This window comes from Shimia sagamensis (assembly GCF_900182745.1).
GTDB lineage: Bacteria > Pseudomonadota > Alphaproteobacteria > Rhodobacterales > Rhodobacteraceae > Shimia > Shimia sagamensis.
Genome location: NZ_FXTY01000005.1, coordinates 197674 through 212921, shown reverse-complemented (window position 1 = coordinate 212921; position 15248 = coordinate 197674). Strand labels below are relative to the sequence as shown.

The window sequence follows — 15248 nt, the reverse complement described above, 5'->3', positions numbered from 1 at the left end:
CCGGCGGGGATACTTTTGGTCAAATGAAGAGGTGCGTGCTAGGGTCGTGGTTTGAGCGCAAAGATTGCCTGGCGCACAGTTTCCGGCAGCGTGGTGTCGGCATCGTCAGGGGCGGCATCGAGTGCGGAGGCCACGTCTTTGGTCAGGATGCCAATGGTGTTGTCCGCGTCCCAGCCATCGCGGGCAAATTCGATATTGGTGAACCCGGAAGCCAGCCAGTTCTGGCCTGAGGAGGTGTGGATCAGATTGAGCAGCGCGTCTTCGTCAATGCCAGCCTGATCTGCCCAGTCAAGTACCAAGCGCGTCATGGCGGTGTTGGAGGCGGCGAGCAAGTTGTTGAGCACCTTGACCTGCATGCCTGCGCCGTAGTTGCCCATGTGGTGGAAGTGCGCCCCCATGGCGTCAAACAGCGGTTGGTGTTGTTTGAGCGCGTCGGTGTCGCCGCCCAGCATGAAAGACAGGCGGGCTTCTTCTGCGGCAATGGCAGCGCCGGACATGGGCGCGTCAATCAGGGTGATGTGATCTGGCACGCGGTCGCGTAGGGCACGCACATATTTGGGTGAGAGTGTGGAGGAGACGATCACGGTTTGCAGGTTGGGCGCGGTGTGGATGAGGTTTTGTGCACCAAACAGCACGTCGTCGGTTTGGGTGATGTCGCGTACTACGGTGATGAGAATGCGCAGGTCGTTGCGGAAGCCTTCTAGGGTTCGCATATGTGGGGTAAGGTCGCCAAAGTCTGCGGGTGGACGCACGTCAAAACCTGTGGCGTCAAATCCGGCAGAGCGCAGGGCAGCCAACATTGGCGCGCCCATCCGGCCGCAACCTGCGACACCAATTCCTGTGAGGTTCATGTGCTCTCCAAAAGTGCCCCGCCCACCGGTGCGGACGGGGCGGGAGGGTTAGGACAAAGCGCGTTTGAGCGCGGGGATGTTGCCCACCACTAACACGTCAAATGCCAGCACAGCCAGCAGGGTCACGCCAACCAGCGGGAAAGCCACAGAGAGCAAGGCCGCAATCAACAGCACGCCTTTGAACAGGGGCATGTCCGCTGGCGCGGGAGGCGCGGCCAGTCGCATAGCCTTGGACGGGCGGCGTTTGAGCCACATGACCACGCCGGAGACACAGACAAAGATCACCAAGAGGCAGAACACGGTGTTCAAGAGCAGGTTCCACAGCCCCATAAGGCCCATATGCAGCGGAATGCCCACCGCCATGGATTTGCCCGCGACCGAATAGTCTGCAAAACGGACTTCGGCGAGGATTTTGCCGGTGTATTGATCCACGTGAATGGTTGCATCAATCGTTGGGGTCGCGCTGTCGCCACTCATGCTGTCTTGGTTGATGGTCCAAACGCCGGTTTCATCGCGTGGATAAGCGACTCGGAAGCGGCCTTTGAGACCCAGGTCGCGGCCCAAGGCCACGAGGCTGTTAAGATCAACTGGCGCGCCTTCCGCAGTGCCGGTCACACCCACATCAGAGCCGGAGGCAGGCATAGGCGTTTGTTCCAGCGCCCAAGGCACATCGTTTTGGTTGCCGTGGTTCATGCTGGCGTGGGTGCTGTCTGACAGGGGCACGTCGTTCCACTTCTCCGCCGGGAAGGTGGACCAGGCCTGAACGTATTTGCCACCCCAGATGCCGGCCCAAGCCAAACCAGAGATCAGGAAAACCACCAGCAAGGCAGAGATCCAGAACCCGGTGACCGCGTGCAGGCTTTTCCAAAGTGTGCGACCACGGGCTTTGAGGTTTGGGATAAACACCGAGGTGTCGCCACCGCGCGGCCACCACAGGTAGAGACCAGTCAGTACCAGCACGAGGCCAAGGCCTGCTGCGATTTCAATCAAACGGTCGCCGGTATCCCCCAGCAAAAGCGAGCCGTGCACATTGTCGGCAAAATCATACCAGCCGGTGCGGCGGTCCCAATTGCCCAGCACATCGCCAGTGTAGGGGTTTACGGCCACCATCTGGTGAGTGTCGCCGGTGTTGATGCGGAACACGGTGGCGAGCGCATCGGATTTGGGGCCGATGTATTCGACCACGTCACCGGGCACCGCGGATGTGGCGGCGGCGGCTTGGTCCGTGACGCTTAACGCGGTGCTTTGTGGGGTGACGGCGATCTTTTCGCCATCGCGCCCGTCAAACTGGGTGATGAACATCATCATCAAACCGGTCACGGCCAGCATGATCATGAACGGCACCACATAAAGCGCGGCGTAGAAATGCCAGCGCCAGGCGGCGAAATAGAGTTTTTGAGAAAGAGACGTTGCGCTGGGTTGCTCTGTGCGCACGTCGGCAAATTGGCTGTCCTTGGCCATGGGATAAACATCTCCTGATGGGCCACACCCGAAACGTCGGGATGGCTTATGTATTGATTGATTGTGTTGGAAACTCAGGAGAGAGTTGGGGGACCGCGGGCGTCGTAGCGGCGGTGAAAGCCGGCGCTATTGTGGGTGAAATCCAGATGCTGCCAGCGGTCGGTCAGGGATGCCGCGAGTGGCATTGGGAAGGGGCCGTTCAGAACCTGAACAGCTTCGGCAATGGTGGAGAAAGCACAGGGGCTGCGCTTATCCTCGGTTTGCTCATGCAGTGGCACAGGCGCCCCGGTGTGGTCCACAAGCACTTCGACCATCTCGTCACCGGTACAGAGGACAAGCACCATCTGGCCATCACCCAACGTCTTTGGCATCCATCCCACAGGGATGGCCGCTGAGGCCAAAACGGCCAGCAGAAGTACCAAAGACGTCAGAAAACGCATGTTTTATTCAAGACCGGCGATAATGGAGCGCAGCGTGGCGATGCCGTCGCCTTTTTCAGAGCTGGTCAGCACTATCTCGGGAAAGGCCGCCGGGTGCTTGGAGAGCTTCTCACGGACCTGCTTGAAAGTCTTCTCGCGGTCTTTCTCTTTGACCTTGTCAGCCTTGGTCATCACCACCTGAAACGTCAGGGCAGAGCTGTCCATCAGGGACATGATCTCTTCATCGACATCTTTGATGCCGTGACGGGTGTCAATCAGCACAAAAGCCCGGCGCAGGTTGGCACGGCCAGAGAGATAGCGTTTCAGCAGACGCTGCCATTTCTCCACCACTGCCAAAGGGGCATTGGCGTAGCCATAGCCGGGCAAATCCACAAGATAGTGGCTCTCTGTCAAAGTGAAGAAGTTGATCTCTTGCGTCCGTCCCGGCGTGTTGGAGGCACGGGCCAAACGGCTGCGGTTGGTCAGCGCGTTGATCAACGTGGACTTGCCCACGTTGGAGCGGCCCGCAAAGCAGACCTCAATACGATCCCCCGCAGGCAGGCCATCCATGGCCACCACACCTTTGAGGAACTCTGAGTTGGAGCCATCAAACAGCTTGCGGCCACGCTCATAGGCGATGGGTTCAGGATCTTCGACAAAGGGGAAGGGAAGCTGCATCAGAGCACCTCTGCTGTGTTGCCGACAGACATGTCGCCGGATTTGGTCACCACACCGTAGACGCCAAAGTCCTGATGGCCAAAGGCTTCGTTCAGAACGCCCAGTGTATCCGCGTCGCGTTTGCCGGTGTCGGTGTTGACGGTGGTGGCAAGGCAGCGGGTGATGCGCTCGCGCACCTCGATTTCTGCGTCGCCAATACGAAGGGTTTTGCCGATCCAATCAAACTCTTCCCAAGGCGCAAAACCGTCCAGCCAGATGTTGCCACGCCAGCGCTCGGTGGAGAGCGTGCGGCCCAGACGGCCTTCGATGGCGCGGTGGCTGGCTGTGGTGTGGATGGCGATGGAGGGGAAAGGGCTGTCGGTCATGCCATATTCACCCGCAGGCACCAGTTTGGCACTGGCGGCGCGGTCTTTTGGCATGATCGGGCGCACCCACTCAATCAGCTTGTCACCTTGGGTGGCTGGGTCAAAGGTCAGTTCCCACAGATCAGGGTGCTGCAATGTGATTTTACCAGTGGCCTCATCAACCTTGGCGGTGATGGCTTGCAATTCTGGTGCCTTTGCAGCGCGAGAGAAGTTCACGCAGCGGGCCCATTCGCCGCCATCGGTTTTGGCATTTTCATGCGCCACGGCGTAGCGACGATCCCATGGGAAGGTGTGTCCCTCCACCAAAGAGATATGACCCACGGACTCGCGTCCGTGGGCCTTTATCGGGTGTCGCCAGAGTGCGGAGACGGTTCCCATTACTTGGCGTCCCCTTCCGGTGGCTTCTTCTTGAAGCTGGAGGTGATGTTGCCAAACACATCCGGTTTATAACCGTGGATGCGCATGATGCCGTACTGCTGCGTAAAGGTGATCACGTTGTTGGTGATCCAGTAGACCACAAGGCCGGAAGCAAAGCTGCCAAGCATGAACATGAAGACCCAAGGCATCCAGGCAAAGATCATCTTTTGAGTTGGATCGGTTGGGGCCGGGTTCAGCTTTTGCTGCAGCCACATGGAGATACCCAACAGGATCGGCAGGATGCCAAGCGAGAAGATCTCAAAGAAGCCCAGTTCTGGAACGCCGAAAGGCAGCATGCCAAACAGGTTGAAGATCGAGCTTGGGTCTGGCGCGGAGAGGTCGGTGATCCAGCCAAACCATGGCGCGTGCCGCAGTTCTTTGGTCACAAAGATCACTTTGTAGAGCGAGAAGAAGATCGGGATCTGGATCAGGATTGGCAGACAGCCAGCCGCCGGATTGACCTTTTCCTTCTTATATAGCTCCATCATCGCCTGCTGCATCTTCTGACGGTCATCGCCGGCGTTTTCCTTGAGCTTCTCCATCTGCGGCTGAAGCTCTTTCATCTTCGCCATGGAGGCATAAGATTTATAGGCCAGCGGGAAGACGATGATTTTCAGAACCACGGTCAGTGCGATAATCGCCCAGCCCATGTTGCCGATGACACCATAGAGCCACATCAGAAGCCACATGATCGGTTTGGTCAGGAAGGAGAACCAGCCCCAATCGATGGATTCCAACAGGCCTTCAACACCCTCGTCGTTCTGGTAGGCGCGAATTTTGCCCCAGTCTTTGGAACCAGCATACAAACGCGAGTTGGCGGAGGCTGTTTCGCCTTCGGCCAGCTGGATGGTCGGCATCACAGCTTCGGTTTGGTAGATGTCACGGGAGGCGTCGTATTTTGCCACGGATTTGAACGGCTTGCCCTGTTCAGGGATCAATGTGGCCATCCAGTAGTGATCGGTGAAACCGATCCAGCCGTTGGCTTCGACTTGGGACACTTCCGCTGGCGCGCCTTCGCGCTGATCGAAGGTGTAGTCGGTCATGCCGTCATAGTCGGTTTCGGTCAACTCACCGTCAGCCATGGAGATCAGGCCTTCGTGCAAGATGAAGAAGTTTTTCAGATCATCCGGCTCACCATACCGTGCCAGAACGCCATATGGGGCCAGAGCCACAGTGCCAGCACCGGTGTTTTCCACGGTCTGTTCAACGGAGAACATGTAGTCTTTGTCCACCGAAATTGTGCGGCGGAAGATCAGGCCTGCGCCATTGTCCCACTTCAGAGTGATGGGTGTTTCAACCGTCAGCGTGTCGCCGCTTTCGATCGCCCAAAGCGTGTTAGACCCAGGAACTTGATCCAGCGACAGGCCGGCACCGGGTGCCCAGCCATAGAGGGCGTAATAGGCGTTTGGTTCACCGTTGGGTGACAGGAAGGTCACGATGGGTGACTCCGGGTCCTGAGTCTCGCGGTAGTCGTTGAGTTTCAGATCATCCAGACGGCCGCCCAGCAGAGAGACAGAACCGGACAGGCGCGCGGTGTCGATATCCACGCGCGGCGCATTGGCAACGGCAGTTGCCTCCACAGATGTGGCGGCGCCTGAGTTGGCGGCATCTGTGGTCGCGGTGGCCGGTGCGGTAGACGGTGTGACCGCGTCAGTGCTTTCGACAGCGAGCGGCGCATTAGGGTCCTGAGTGGCCTCAGGAGGGGGAAACAATACGAACCAGATCAGGATGACGCCAAAACTGAGCGCCGTCGCGAGGATGAGGTTCTTGTTCTGATCGTCCATTGCCACAAGCCATCTGTCATTGAAAGGTTGGGGAGGTTCAACAGAGGTGGCGACCAAAGGTCAAGGGGATTCGGCCCAATTGGCACGAAACGCAGCGGTTCGTTGCGTGTGTGAACATGGGGGATGCAATAGCGTCGTGGCGCTTAATGCGGCTTGTTGCCAATCTGAAGCGCGGGACCGATCTTTTCTCGATGCTCGGTCATCCACTTGATGGTCTCATAAAACGGCATTGGGCGGGCGATTCCATAACCCTGCACATGAGAACAGCCAAGCTGTGCCAGCATTGCGTGTTCTGCTGAGTTTTCAACACCTTCCGCCAAGGTTTCCAAGCCCAGACGCTCCGCCATAGTGACAATTGCAGCAATCATGCGCTGTTGATCGGGGTCCTTGTCGATGTTGGTCACAAAGGAACGGTCAATTTTGATGCGTTTCACTGGCAGGCGACGGATTGAAGAAATTGAGGCGTGCCCGGTACCAAAGTCGTCCAGATCAACGGTGCACCCCAAAGTACTGATCGCTTCGACGTTACGCACCACCATGTCATCTGGTGTGCCAGCAACCACGCTTTCAAGTACTTCGATGCCAAGGCGCTTTGCTTCGAGCTCTGTGCGGTCCAATTCCCACTGGATACGCTCCACCAAAGTGGGGCTGCGCAATTCTTCGCCAGCGAAGTTCACGCCCACCATTGGCACCGTGAACCCGGCGTCGTCCCAGGCGCGCACCGCATCAAGCGACTGGCGCAGCATCAGGTCCGCCAATTGGCCCATTTGGCCGGTTTGGTGCAGCACATCCAAGAATTGAATTGGGGCAAGAATGCCTCGTTCAGGGTGTTCCCAGCGCGCCAGCGCCTCAAAGCCGGTGACAAGGCCTGTGTCCGTGGACACCTGTGGTTGGAACCAGGCGCGGATTTGGTCACGTTGGAGTGTGCGCGCTGCTTCGCTTTGGGTTTTGCGGCGGGAAATCACCTTGCGGCCCATATCTGTGGAATAGGCGCGGATGTTGCTGTCGCCGGTTAGTTGGGCTTCACACATGGCCATGTCCGCGGCCTGAACCATCGCCGTCGCGGAGGGGCGGTTTAGGCGGGAGGACAGGCAGAAACCAATGGAGCAGCTGACGTAAATGGACGCCATCTGCAGCGGCATGGGCTCTTCGATTGCGGTTTGAAAGCGTGTTGCCATCTGAATGCCGCTTTCGATGTCAAAAAAGGCAATGGGCTCCAAAGCCACGGCAAACGACGCATCGCCAGAACGAGACACCAAATCGCCGGACCGGAGCGCATTTTTTAGGCGTTCAGCGACATAGCGCAGCACCTCTTCGGCGGCTTGATCCCCGTGGTTTTCACGCAGGCGTGCAAAATTGTCGATCTTGATTGAGAAACAAGCGGTGGTGCGCCCGTCTTCCTCAAGGGTTTCCATTTTTTCCTGCATCTGGCGCTCAAAACCAGCCGGCGTGAGCAGCCCGGTCAAACCGTCCACTTCGCTCTTTTTACGCCGTTTGCCTGTCGCAAACGGAGAGAGCATCAAAAACGGCACTGGCAACAGGAACGCACAGACCAAAAGACCTATCTCGCCAAACCCAAGCCAGGCCGCCAACGTCACCAGAGGAAACAAGAGAGGCACCACACGTCGCACAGAAGATTCCCGAGCCCAGTAAGCCCGGAACGAAGCCAAGAATGTATCCAGTCGAGACTGCATATGTGGTGTCCTATGACGCATAAATCTCAGTTTAGTGTCATCGATTCTCTTAAGTGTTCAGTTAACGTAGCTTAGGGATGGTATCCGAATTTTCCTCAAATTTTACTGATTCTCGAATTAATCCGGCAAAATCGAACAGTTTTGGATCCATCATGTGGCTCGGACGGATGTTGGTTAAGGCCTTGAACATCACCTGTCGGCGGCCGGGGCTGTTGGCTTCCCACTGATCGAGGATCTGCTTGACCTGCTGACGCTGCAGGCCATCTTGCGATCCACAAAGATCACACGGGATAATGGGGTAATTCATCGCCTTGGCAAACTTCTCACAATCCGCTTCTGCAACATGTGCCAGCGGGCGATAGACAAATAGATCGCCTTCTTCGTTAACAAGCTTGGGCGGCATGGTGGCCAGACGGCCACCGTGAAATAGATTCATGAAGAAGGTTTCGAGGATATCATCCCGGTGATGTCCAAGAACCACCGCACTACAGCCTTCCTCGCGGGCGATGCGATAGAGGTTGCCACGACGCAGGCGTGAGCACAGCGCACAAAAGGTCCGTCCCTCTGGCACCTTGTCTTTCACAATCGAGTAGGTGTCTTGGTATTCGATGCGGTGCGGCACCTGCATCTTTTCCAGAAACGCCGGCAGAACCGTGGCTGGGAAGTTGGGTTGTCCCTGATCCAGATTGCAGGCCAAGAGTTCAACAGGCAGTAGACCACGCCATTTCAACTCATGCAAAATTGCGAGCAGGGTATAGGAATCCTTACCGCCGGAGAGGCATATTAGCCACTTCGCACCGCGTTCGATCATGCCGTATTGCTCAATCGCCTCACGCGTTTGACGCACGATTCGTTTGCGCAACTTCTTGAAATTGGTTGAAGAAGGGGCGCCCTGAAACAGCGGATGGATATCATTGAGGTCGTCTAACATGCCATGCCTTATGCGAAGGGATCGTCCAGGGTCAATCTATCCCCAAGGATATCCACAGGTTGGCATAGGACCGCAAGCGCTCGTAAGGAAAACCAGACCCCGTGTGATTTGAGGCACACGATACCATGGCGATGAGCTGCAGGGTTGTTCGATAAAGACAGTGTGTTGCGAAACCCTGCCTTTATTGGGCTTCCGCAGCGTCAGCGCCGATTTTATTGTCCTCTCAAACGGGGCTGAGGGGGGAGAGGTTTGGCTGCATGAACTTGAAGGGTCTCAGGGAAACAGTCTGTTTCCCCATGGAGGGGGGGGCTGCGCGCTTTTTCAAACCACGCACAGCCTATGATTTACCGATTACTGAAGTTGGTCTTCGTTGCATTTCTTGGCCAGATCCAACGCTTTGGCGGTACCGGCCAGATCGACGATGAAGGAGTATTCCTTTTCCGGGAACACGGTCATGGTGGGCGCACGGCGGATGGCGTCATACACTTCTGGGTCGTCGGTCAGCACATAGCCACCGCTGTAGCCTTTGGTGATGTTGCCGCGCATGCCGGTGGCTTCGCCAACATAGAGGTTTTCGCCAATCAACAGTGCCACATCCTGTTTGACGTCGGTGCGGATGTTGGTGTCTGCCTTTGTGAAAATGCCGATGTAGCCAATGGCGCGATCTTTGGTTAGGCCCATTTGGATGACGTTGTCCAAGCCGTCTTTGGTTTCCACCATACACGTGCCTTTTTCGGTGTCGATGTGCACGTTCCAGCCATCAACCGCACCGTATCCGACAAATTTGTCGGCCATTGCGGCGGTGCTGCCAAGGGTCAATGCGGCCGTTGTGGCCAGAATGTGAGAAAGGCGCATGGGAAATCTCCTGAAGGACAATAGAATGGCATCAGGCTAGCACTCTTATGGCGGGTGTCCAGATGTGTTCGTGCGCGTTCGACCGCAGATTTATGGCTTGTCTTCACTGTCGCAGCGGCAAGGGGGGACGGGATCATATCCGCTGCTGCCAAAGGGATGACAGCGACCAATGCGGCGCAGGGTCAACCAACTGCCTTTGACGGCACCGTGTTTTTCTAACGCCTCCAGCGCGTAGGCCGAACATGTCGGTTGATAGCGGCAGTTGAATCCAACCCACGGGCTGAACACCAAGCGATACAAGCGAACGGGTAGGGCGGCGATATGAGCGAGCGGCGGCATGCGCGTTATGTAGGCGAAGTGGCGCGCATAAAAAAGGCCGCGGGATGCGGCCTTTTGGATTACTTCACGATGTGCTCGTCTTTCACAAACATATTGGCCCAAGCACGGTCGATCAAATCGGGGCGCATTTGGAAGGGAATCCCCTCAAACTCACAGATTGAGATGATCTGATCGATTAGGAACACCGGCTGATAATTGGCGTAGGTATTGTCGATGGTGGGGTATTTGGTTTTGAGCAGGTGAATGAGCGATGTTTCATCCAGTGGTAAACCTTTTTTCTTGGCGACCAGCGCAAAAATTTTCAGGAAGTTTTCCTGGCTTGGGCCATCAATTTTGATTTTGTAGAAGATCCGGCGCAGGGCCGCTTGGTCAAAAATCTCATTGGGATGGAAGTTGGTGGAGAAGATCACCAACGTGTCAAAGGGCACTTCAAACTTTTCGCCGGATTGCAGGGCGAGGATGTCTTTGCTTTCTTCCAGCGGCACAATCCAGCGGTTTACCAAGGCCTGAGGCGACTCTTCCTGGCGGCCCAGATCGTCCACGATAAAGATGCCGCCGGTGGATTTGAGCTGCAGAGGCGCCTGATAGGTGCGCGCGGTTGGATTGTAGACCAAGTCCAGCATGTTCAGGGACAATTCGCCCCCGGTGATCACAGTTGGGCGGTCACATTTTACATAACGGCTGTCAAAGCGGGCAACGCGGCGCAAGCTCGACATGTCTTGCTCATCGCCTTCAGCGGCAGAGTGCACAATCGGGTCATAGACGGTGATCACCTGACCGGCGTATTCGATGGCGTGTGGTACATAAACTTTGTCGCCCATGGCATCACGAATGCCGTTGGAAATCGAAGACTTACCGTTGCCCGGAGGGCCGTACATCAAGATTGAACGGCCTGCGCCCACAGCCGGGCCAAGCTGGTCCAGAAGGTCCGGCGGCAGGATCAGATGCCCCATCGCGCCTGTAAGTTGATCACGGGATATTTGGATGTTGCGGATAGACTGGCGTTTCACCTGCTCGCGGTACACATCGAGCGGCACCGGCATCGCGCCAAAATACTCAGACTGGGCCAAAGCGTCTAAAGCGCGGTTCTTGCCCGCGTCGGTCAACTGATAACCCATTTCATTGCCGGAATTGGCGTTCAAGGTGCCAGTGGCCTCAAGCAGCTTTTGCTCCCGTGCCATATCTACCAACTCTTGCGTCACCGCAGAGGGCAGGCAAATGGCTTTGGAGATGTCGGTGACCATATCCACGTTTTTGCGGAACATGGTTTTCAGAAGAATATCCCGCATCATTACCAGCGGCAGTTTCATCTCCTCGATCCGCTTGGGCGGTGGAGGGGCCATCACGTTGGCGGTCTGCATGTTCATCGACGAAACTCTCCTGAAAGAGGGCCGTTTGGTCCTCGGTCTGTTTCCATCTCATAAACAATCAAAAGGTGGCGATTTTTGGGCCGCATCGGGCCAGTATCAAGATCGACGTTGTCTAGTGGCCATGTAGAACGCCCAACAAAAGATAGGTGCAAAGGGCCAACCCAATGCCGGTGCCCATCGGAATGGTGATCTGATCACCTTTGCCAACATTGATGTTGTTCTCAGAGGCTTTGAGCTTCCAAGCGGCCCAATCCGGTGCCAGTTTGCGCAAGGGGGTGGCGCGGACAATCAACGTGGCCAAGACGGCCACGGCAATGGATGCAAATGTGATGATCAGCATGTAGCTGGCATCACCTTTGTCGACAAAAAGTGCGGCCACGGCTGCCATTTTTACATCGCCAGCGCCCACTTGCCGTGCCATCCACATCAGCAAAAGCACCGCAAACACCACACCATAATTGGCGAAACGCCAGGCAAATTCCATGATTGGCAAAGTGGCTAGACCCACCACAACAAAGATCGCAAACAGCGCCCAGACGGACACGTTGCTGATCCTTTTGTGCTTCATATCCACCCAAAAAATGTAGACACAAAGCGGCAACGCCGGGAGTAAAGCCCAGAGCGCAAATGTGCTGGAAACCTGCATCAAGAAACCTTAGCTGCTTTCAAGCGCATCCAAGGCGCGTACCGCAGCCTCAAAGTGTTGCGGATGGGTCTCCACCGCCTCGCGCAACAGCACTTTTCCAGTTTCGGTGTCGCCCTGCTTGATCGCAGAGAGCGCCAGAGTGTGTAGAAGTTGCGCGCGCTCGGTCTGTACCATCGGGATCACTGGCAGCGTGTATTGACGCTGTGCGCCACGTGCCAAAACCATGTTGTTTTTGGCGGTGAACAGTGTGCTGTCCTGACGCACGGCTTCGCCAAACAGACGTTCCGCGTCGGCATAATCCCCGCGGGTCAGCTTGGAGTAGCCCCAGTTGTTCATCACGCCGGCCGGGCGCGTGGTCAAACTTACAGCGATCTCATAGAAACTGTCTGCACGGTTCCACTCTTTGTTGCTGTCAGCAATCATCGCTTCAAGGCGGTAGCGCTTAAAAGTCTCATGGGTCGGAGGAATGCCGTCCAGCGTTTTCTCCGCATCGTCCCACATGCCAGCGCGAATTTGTGCGTCCGCCATATCCACACGATCGTTGGCGGTGCTGTCCTTGTGTTTGATCACTTGTTTCCATGCCGGCACAGCTTCGGTGAAGCGCTTGGCCCGCACATAAGAAACAGCCAGTCCACGTTGAAGATCAATGCGGTTGGGATTGTCTTTTAGGGTGCGATGAAAATAGGCGATGCCTTCGTTGGGATCGGCAACCGTCAACATCACGTCTGACAGATTGGCCTCATCCACGGCATTCACGTCCTGAATGGCGCGTTCAACGCTTTCGTCACTCTTATCAGCGCAGGCTGTCAACGCGACTAGCCCGGCCACACAAATTGTCCCCAAAACAGGATGGCGCATGTTTGCGTCCTTTGCTGCTCTTGCTCTCAATTTATGGCGTCTGGCGGATCACGTAGTCGCTGCTACCCCGCCGCACCAATTTATATTCTTGTTCTTTTACGTCACCATAGACGGGTTGATTCGAATTTGCGAGTGCCAAGCGCAAATTATCGCGGATTGCGTCACTTTCGCCATTGTCCAGCGCATATGCGCGGCGCAGGATCTGTTCCGCTTCGCCAAACTTGCCCTGTTCCAAGAGCGTGATGCCAAGGTTGTTCCATGTCTCAGGCTGGGAATTGTCCGCTTCGATGGCTTCCCGCAAAAGGTTTTCGGCTTGGCCCAATCGCCCCATCACAAGGTTCGCAGTGCCCACCGCCGCAAGCACATCCGGGGTGCGGCCCTGCTCAAGTCCTGCACGCACAAAGGCATCCATTGCCAGCTCGTTTTCGCCAGCTTCCATCAGCCGCCAGCCAACAACCAGCCCATCAACCGCTTCGCCTCCGTGATCCACGGATGGGGCGTAAGGGCTGTCGTTTGACGCGCCAAAGCCGCCTGGGTCACAGGCGGCTACAGCACAAGCTAGTGTCATCAAGGCCAAAGCCCGGAGGTGTGTCATTTTGGACGCTTTTTTGCTCGTTTTTGCCTCACTGGCCAAGCTGCGTGATCCCAATCACAGAGGGGCTGACCAAGATGATCAACAGCGGCGGAACAGTGAGCCCCATAGTGGCCAATGTCATCTTTGTTGGCAACTTGTTTGCCGCTTCTTCGGCGCGCATCACACGTTTGTCACGCATCTCGCCAGCATAGACCCGCAGCGCTTCGGCAATTGAAGTACCAAAGGTGGCCGATTGGATCAGCACGGTCACAAAGGAGGACACGTCCTGAACGCCGCACCGTTCGCCCATGTCGGCCAAAACCTGAGACTTGTCTTTACCGGCCTTCATTTCGTGGGCGACAATTTCGAACTCTTGAGCAAGGGCTGGGTAAGAGGCGCGCAATTCACCAGCCACACGCACAATGGATTGATCCAATGACTGACCCGCTTCCACACAGACCAGCATCATGTCGAGGCTGTCGGGGAAACCAGAGGTGATCTCCTCTTTGCGTTCTTCCACGCGGCGGGTGACCCAGTATTTGGGCAGGAAATATCCAGCGCCACCGGGGCCAAGGGTCCAGAACAACATGTCCGTTGTGGAGGACTGATCGGTCTGCTTTACAAGGATAAAGTAGGTCACGCCAAGAACCAGGCCGCCAATTCCCAACACCATCTGTGCCAGGTGGAAGGCCCGGACCGCGTCGCGAGATGGGTATCCGGCCTGCATCAGTTTGAGGCGCACCGAGCTCAGCTCTTCTTCGCTTTGCGGTTCAAGGAAAGCTTTGTATTTGTCGAGCTTGGCGTTAGAGGCCTTGCGGCGCAGGCGCTCTTCTTTTGTGGCCCGCGCTGAGGTTTTTGCGCTCTTTGATTTGTTCAGTTTGGAGATGGGATCGTCCTGGCGCGCCATTACGCCGGCGGCCACAAGTAGAGCAAAGAACAAACCCAAGACCAGGATCGCTATCATCGGACCACGTGGTCCAAGCATATCGGTCAGCATCATGTTTAGGGCTTCCAAAGTGGTCATCGCGGGATCTCCTTAAACTTTGATGTTGGTCAGAATTTTCATGACAATGAGGTTCATGCCCAGAAACACGCCCACGGCGATACAGCCTGGAATGTAGAGCCAGTGATCTTTCACTTCGTCATAGTAATTTGGGTCCATCACGTTGATCGCGATCAGCGCGAGCACCGGGAAGGCGGATAGAAATTTGCCGGACCATTTGGCCTCAGCCGTAATCGCTTTCACACGACGGAACAACCGGAAGCGCGCACGGATCACTTTGGACAAACCGGCGAGGATCTCGGCGAGGTTACCGCCGGATTGCTGCTGGATGGTCACGGCAACCGACAAAAATCGCATGTCTTGCATGTCGAGGCGTTCCGCCATGTCTTTCAGTGCTTCCCCGAGATCGCGGCCATAAGCGGCCTCGTCTGAGATCACCCCAAATTCGGTTGCCAGCGGATCGTCGATTTCTTTAGAGACAATCTGTAGCGCGGCAGAAAACGGGTGACCGACCCGCAGGGAGCGCACCATCAATTCAATGGCATCGGGCAGTTGTTCTTCGATCATCGAGATGCGCTTGCCCGCCTTCATCGACACCCAAGTGTACACACCACCAACGCCCATCATCACCGCAATACCTGCGCGTGTGATCACGCCGGTTTGGGTGCCCACGGTCAGGCCCAGAAACGCAAAGATCGTGACCGCAACCATGATGAGGATCAATTGTAAGGGCGTAAACGCAATGGCCGCCTTTTGTGCCTTTTCTGCGAGCGCCGAATAGAGCGGAATACCTTTGCTCTCGCTGTGTTGTTTCATCTCCTTGCGGAGCTGTTCCAACACTTCGTCACGTTTGGCACCTTTATCCAGCATCTCCAACCGTCGGTTCACGCGGCTGTTGAGGCTGATAGATTTGCCAAACACTGTCAGGTAGACACCTTCGACCAAGACAAAGACGCCGACAAAAATCAGTCCATAAACAATAAGTTCGGGTGAAAATGGCATG

The 15248-nt window shown here is 56.2% G+C and carries 16 protein-coding genes; all 16 read right to left on the bottom strand.

Annotated features, from left to right (window positions below; all coding sequences use genetic code 11):
* Positions 1 to 38: 38 nt before the first annotated feature.
* On the bottom strand, positions 39 to 851 hold the full coding sequence (locus QOL67_RS14175) for an NAD(P)-dependent oxidoreductase (RefSeq protein ID WP_283426627.1): 813 nt from the start codon (positions 849 to 851) through the stop codon (positions 39 to 41).
* Between the two features lie 48 nt (positions 852 to 899).
* Positions 900 to 2312, bottom strand: coding sequence for a PepSY-associated TM helix domain-containing protein (locus QOL67_RS14170; RefSeq protein WP_283426626.1), 1413 nt, complete (start codon positions 2310 to 2312; stop codon positions 900 to 902).
* 74 nt (positions 2313 to 2386) lie between these two features.
* Complete coding sequence (locus QOL67_RS14165; protein ID WP_283426625.1) at positions 2387 to 2752, bottom strand: DUF2946 domain-containing protein; 366 nt, start codon at positions 2750 to 2752, stop codon at positions 2387 to 2389.
* 3 nt (positions 2753 to 2755) lie between these two features.
* A complete protein-coding gene (gene yihA, locus QOL67_RS14160) occupies positions 2756 to 3409 on the bottom strand; it encodes a ribosome biogenesis GTP-binding protein YihA/YsxC (protein ID WP_283426624.1) in 654 nt (217 codons plus the stop codon).
* A complete protein-coding gene (locus tag QOL67_RS14155; RefSeq protein ID WP_283426623.1) occupies positions 3409 to 4152 on the bottom strand; it encodes an MOSC domain-containing protein in 744 nt (247 codons plus the stop codon). Before QOL67_RS14155 ends, yihA begins: the two co-directional genes overlap by 1 nt.
* A complete protein-coding gene (yidC, locus tag QOL67_RS14150; protein WP_283426622.1) occupies positions 4152 to 5975 on the bottom strand; it encodes a membrane protein insertase YidC in 1824 nt (607 codons plus the stop codon). The genes QOL67_RS14155 and yidC overlap by 1 nt, the downstream gene beginning before the upstream one ends.
* A 143-nt stretch (positions 5976 to 6118) precedes the next feature.
* Positions 6119 to 7669, bottom strand: coding sequence for a putative bifunctional diguanylate cyclase/phosphodiesterase (locus QOL67_RS14145; protein WP_283426621.1), 1551 nt, complete (start codon positions 7667 to 7669; stop codon positions 6119 to 6121).
* A gap of 61 nt (positions 7670 to 7730) precedes the next feature.
* Positions 7731 to 8600, bottom strand: coding sequence for a tRNA 2-thiocytidine(32) synthetase TtcA (ttcA, locus tag QOL67_RS14140; protein WP_283426620.1), 870 nt, complete (start codon positions 8598 to 8600; stop codon positions 7731 to 7733).
* A 351-nt stretch (positions 8601 to 8951) separates the two neighbouring features.
* Positions 8952 to 9455, bottom strand: a complete 504-nt coding sequence (locus QOL67_RS14135; RefSeq protein ID WP_283426619.1) for a hypothetical protein — start codon at positions 9453 to 9455, stop codon at positions 8952 to 8954.
* A gap of 90 nt (positions 9456 to 9545) precedes the next feature.
* A complete protein-coding gene (yidD, locus tag QOL67_RS14130) occupies positions 9546 to 9794 on the bottom strand; it encodes a membrane protein insertion efficiency factor YidD (protein WP_283426618.1) in 249 nt (82 codons plus the stop codon).
* Between the two features lie 59 nt (positions 9795 to 9853).
* Positions 9854 to 11161 (bottom strand): ATP-binding protein, encoded by a 1308-nt coding sequence (locus QOL67_RS14125; RefSeq protein ID WP_283426617.1) that lies wholly within the window; start codon positions 11159 to 11161, stop codon positions 9854 to 9856.
* 115 nt (positions 11162 to 11276) lie between these two features.
* Complete coding sequence (locus QOL67_RS14120; protein ID WP_283426616.1) at positions 11277 to 11810, bottom strand: A24 family peptidase; 534 nt, start codon at positions 11808 to 11810, stop codon at positions 11277 to 11279.
* Positions 11811 to 11819: 9 nt separating this feature from the next.
* Positions 11820 to 12668: a tetratricopeptide repeat protein gene (locus tag QOL67_RS14115; protein WP_283426615.1), complete on the bottom strand. Its 849-nt coding sequence runs from the start codon at positions 12666 to 12668 to the stop codon at positions 11820 to 11822.
* Between the two features lie 31 nt (positions 12669 to 12699).
* Entirely contained in the window at positions 12700 to 13263 is a 564-nt protein-coding gene (locus QOL67_RS14110) for a tetratricopeptide repeat protein (RefSeq protein ID WP_283426614.1), read from the bottom strand.
* A 28-nt stretch (positions 13264 to 13291) separates the two neighbouring features.
* Positions 13292 to 14266 (bottom strand): type II secretion system F family protein, encoded by a 975-nt coding sequence (locus QOL67_RS14105; protein ID WP_283426613.1) that lies wholly within the window; start codon positions 14264 to 14266, stop codon positions 13292 to 13294.
* Between the two features lie 12 nt (positions 14267 to 14278).
* The gene (locus tag QOL67_RS14100; RefSeq protein ID WP_283426612.1) at positions 14279 to 15247 is read right to left on the bottom strand and encodes a type II secretion system F family protein; all 969 of its coding nucleotides are present in this window, start codon (positions 15245 to 15247) and stop codon (positions 14279 to 14281) included.
* Position 15248 lies beyond the last annotated feature (1 nt).

Coding starts and splice junctions, on each gene's coding strand:
- QOL67_RS14175 (WP_283426627.1), bottom strand. CDS start 851: ATGAACCTCACAGGAATTGGTGTCGCAGGTTGCGGCCGGATGGGCGCG.
- QOL67_RS14170 (WP_283426626.1), bottom strand. CDS start 2,312: ATGGCCAAGGACAGCCAATTTGCCGACGTGCGCACAGAGCAACCCAGC.
- QOL67_RS14165 (WP_283426625.1), bottom strand. CDS start 2,752: ATGCGTTTTCTGACGTCTTTGGTACTTCTGCTGGCCGTTTTGGCCTCA.
- yihA (WP_283426624.1), bottom strand. CDS start 3,409: ATGCAGCTTCCCTTCCCCTTTGTCGAAGATCCTGAACCCATCGCCTAT.
- QOL67_RS14155 (WP_283426623.1), bottom strand. CDS start 4,152: ATGGGAACCGTCTCCGCACTCTGGCGACACCCGATAAAGGCCCACGGA.
- yidC (WP_283426622.1), bottom strand. CDS start 5,975: ATGGACGATCAGAACAAGAACCTCATCCTCGCGACGGCGCTCAGTTTT.
- QOL67_RS14145 (WP_283426621.1), bottom strand. CDS start 7,669: ATGCAGTCTCGACTGGATACATTCTTGGCTTCGTTCCGGGCTTACTGG.
- ttcA (WP_283426620.1), bottom strand. CDS start 8,600: ATGTTAGACGACCTCAATGATATCCATCCGCTGTTTCAGGGCGCCCCT.
- QOL67_RS14135 (WP_283426619.1), bottom strand. CDS start 9,455: ATGCGCCTTTCTCACATTCTGGCCACAACGGCCGCATTGACCCTTGGC.
- yidD (WP_283426618.1), bottom strand. CDS start 9,794: ATGCCGCCGCTCGCTCATATCGCCGCCCTACCCGTTCGCTTGTATCGC.
- QOL67_RS14125 (WP_283426617.1), bottom strand. CDS start 11,161: ATGAACATGCAGACCGCCAACGTGATGGCCCCTCCACCGCCCAAGCGG.
- QOL67_RS14120 (WP_283426616.1), bottom strand. CDS start 11,810: ATGCAGGTTTCCAGCACATTTGCGCTCTGGGCTTTACTCCCGGCGTTG.
- QOL67_RS14115 (WP_283426615.1), bottom strand. CDS start 12,668: ATGCGCCATCCTGTTTTGGGGACAATTTGTGTGGCCGGGCTAGTCGCG.
- QOL67_RS14110 (WP_283426614.1), bottom strand. CDS start 13,263: ATGACACACCTCCGGGCTTTGGCCTTGATGACACTAGCTTGTGCTGTA.
- QOL67_RS14105 (WP_283426613.1), bottom strand. CDS start 14,266: ATGACCACTTTGGAAGCCCTAAACATGATGCTGACCGATATGCTTGGA.
- QOL67_RS14100 (WP_283426612.1), bottom strand. CDS start 15,247: ATGCCATTTTCACCCGAACTTATTGTTTATGGACTGATTTTTGTCGGC.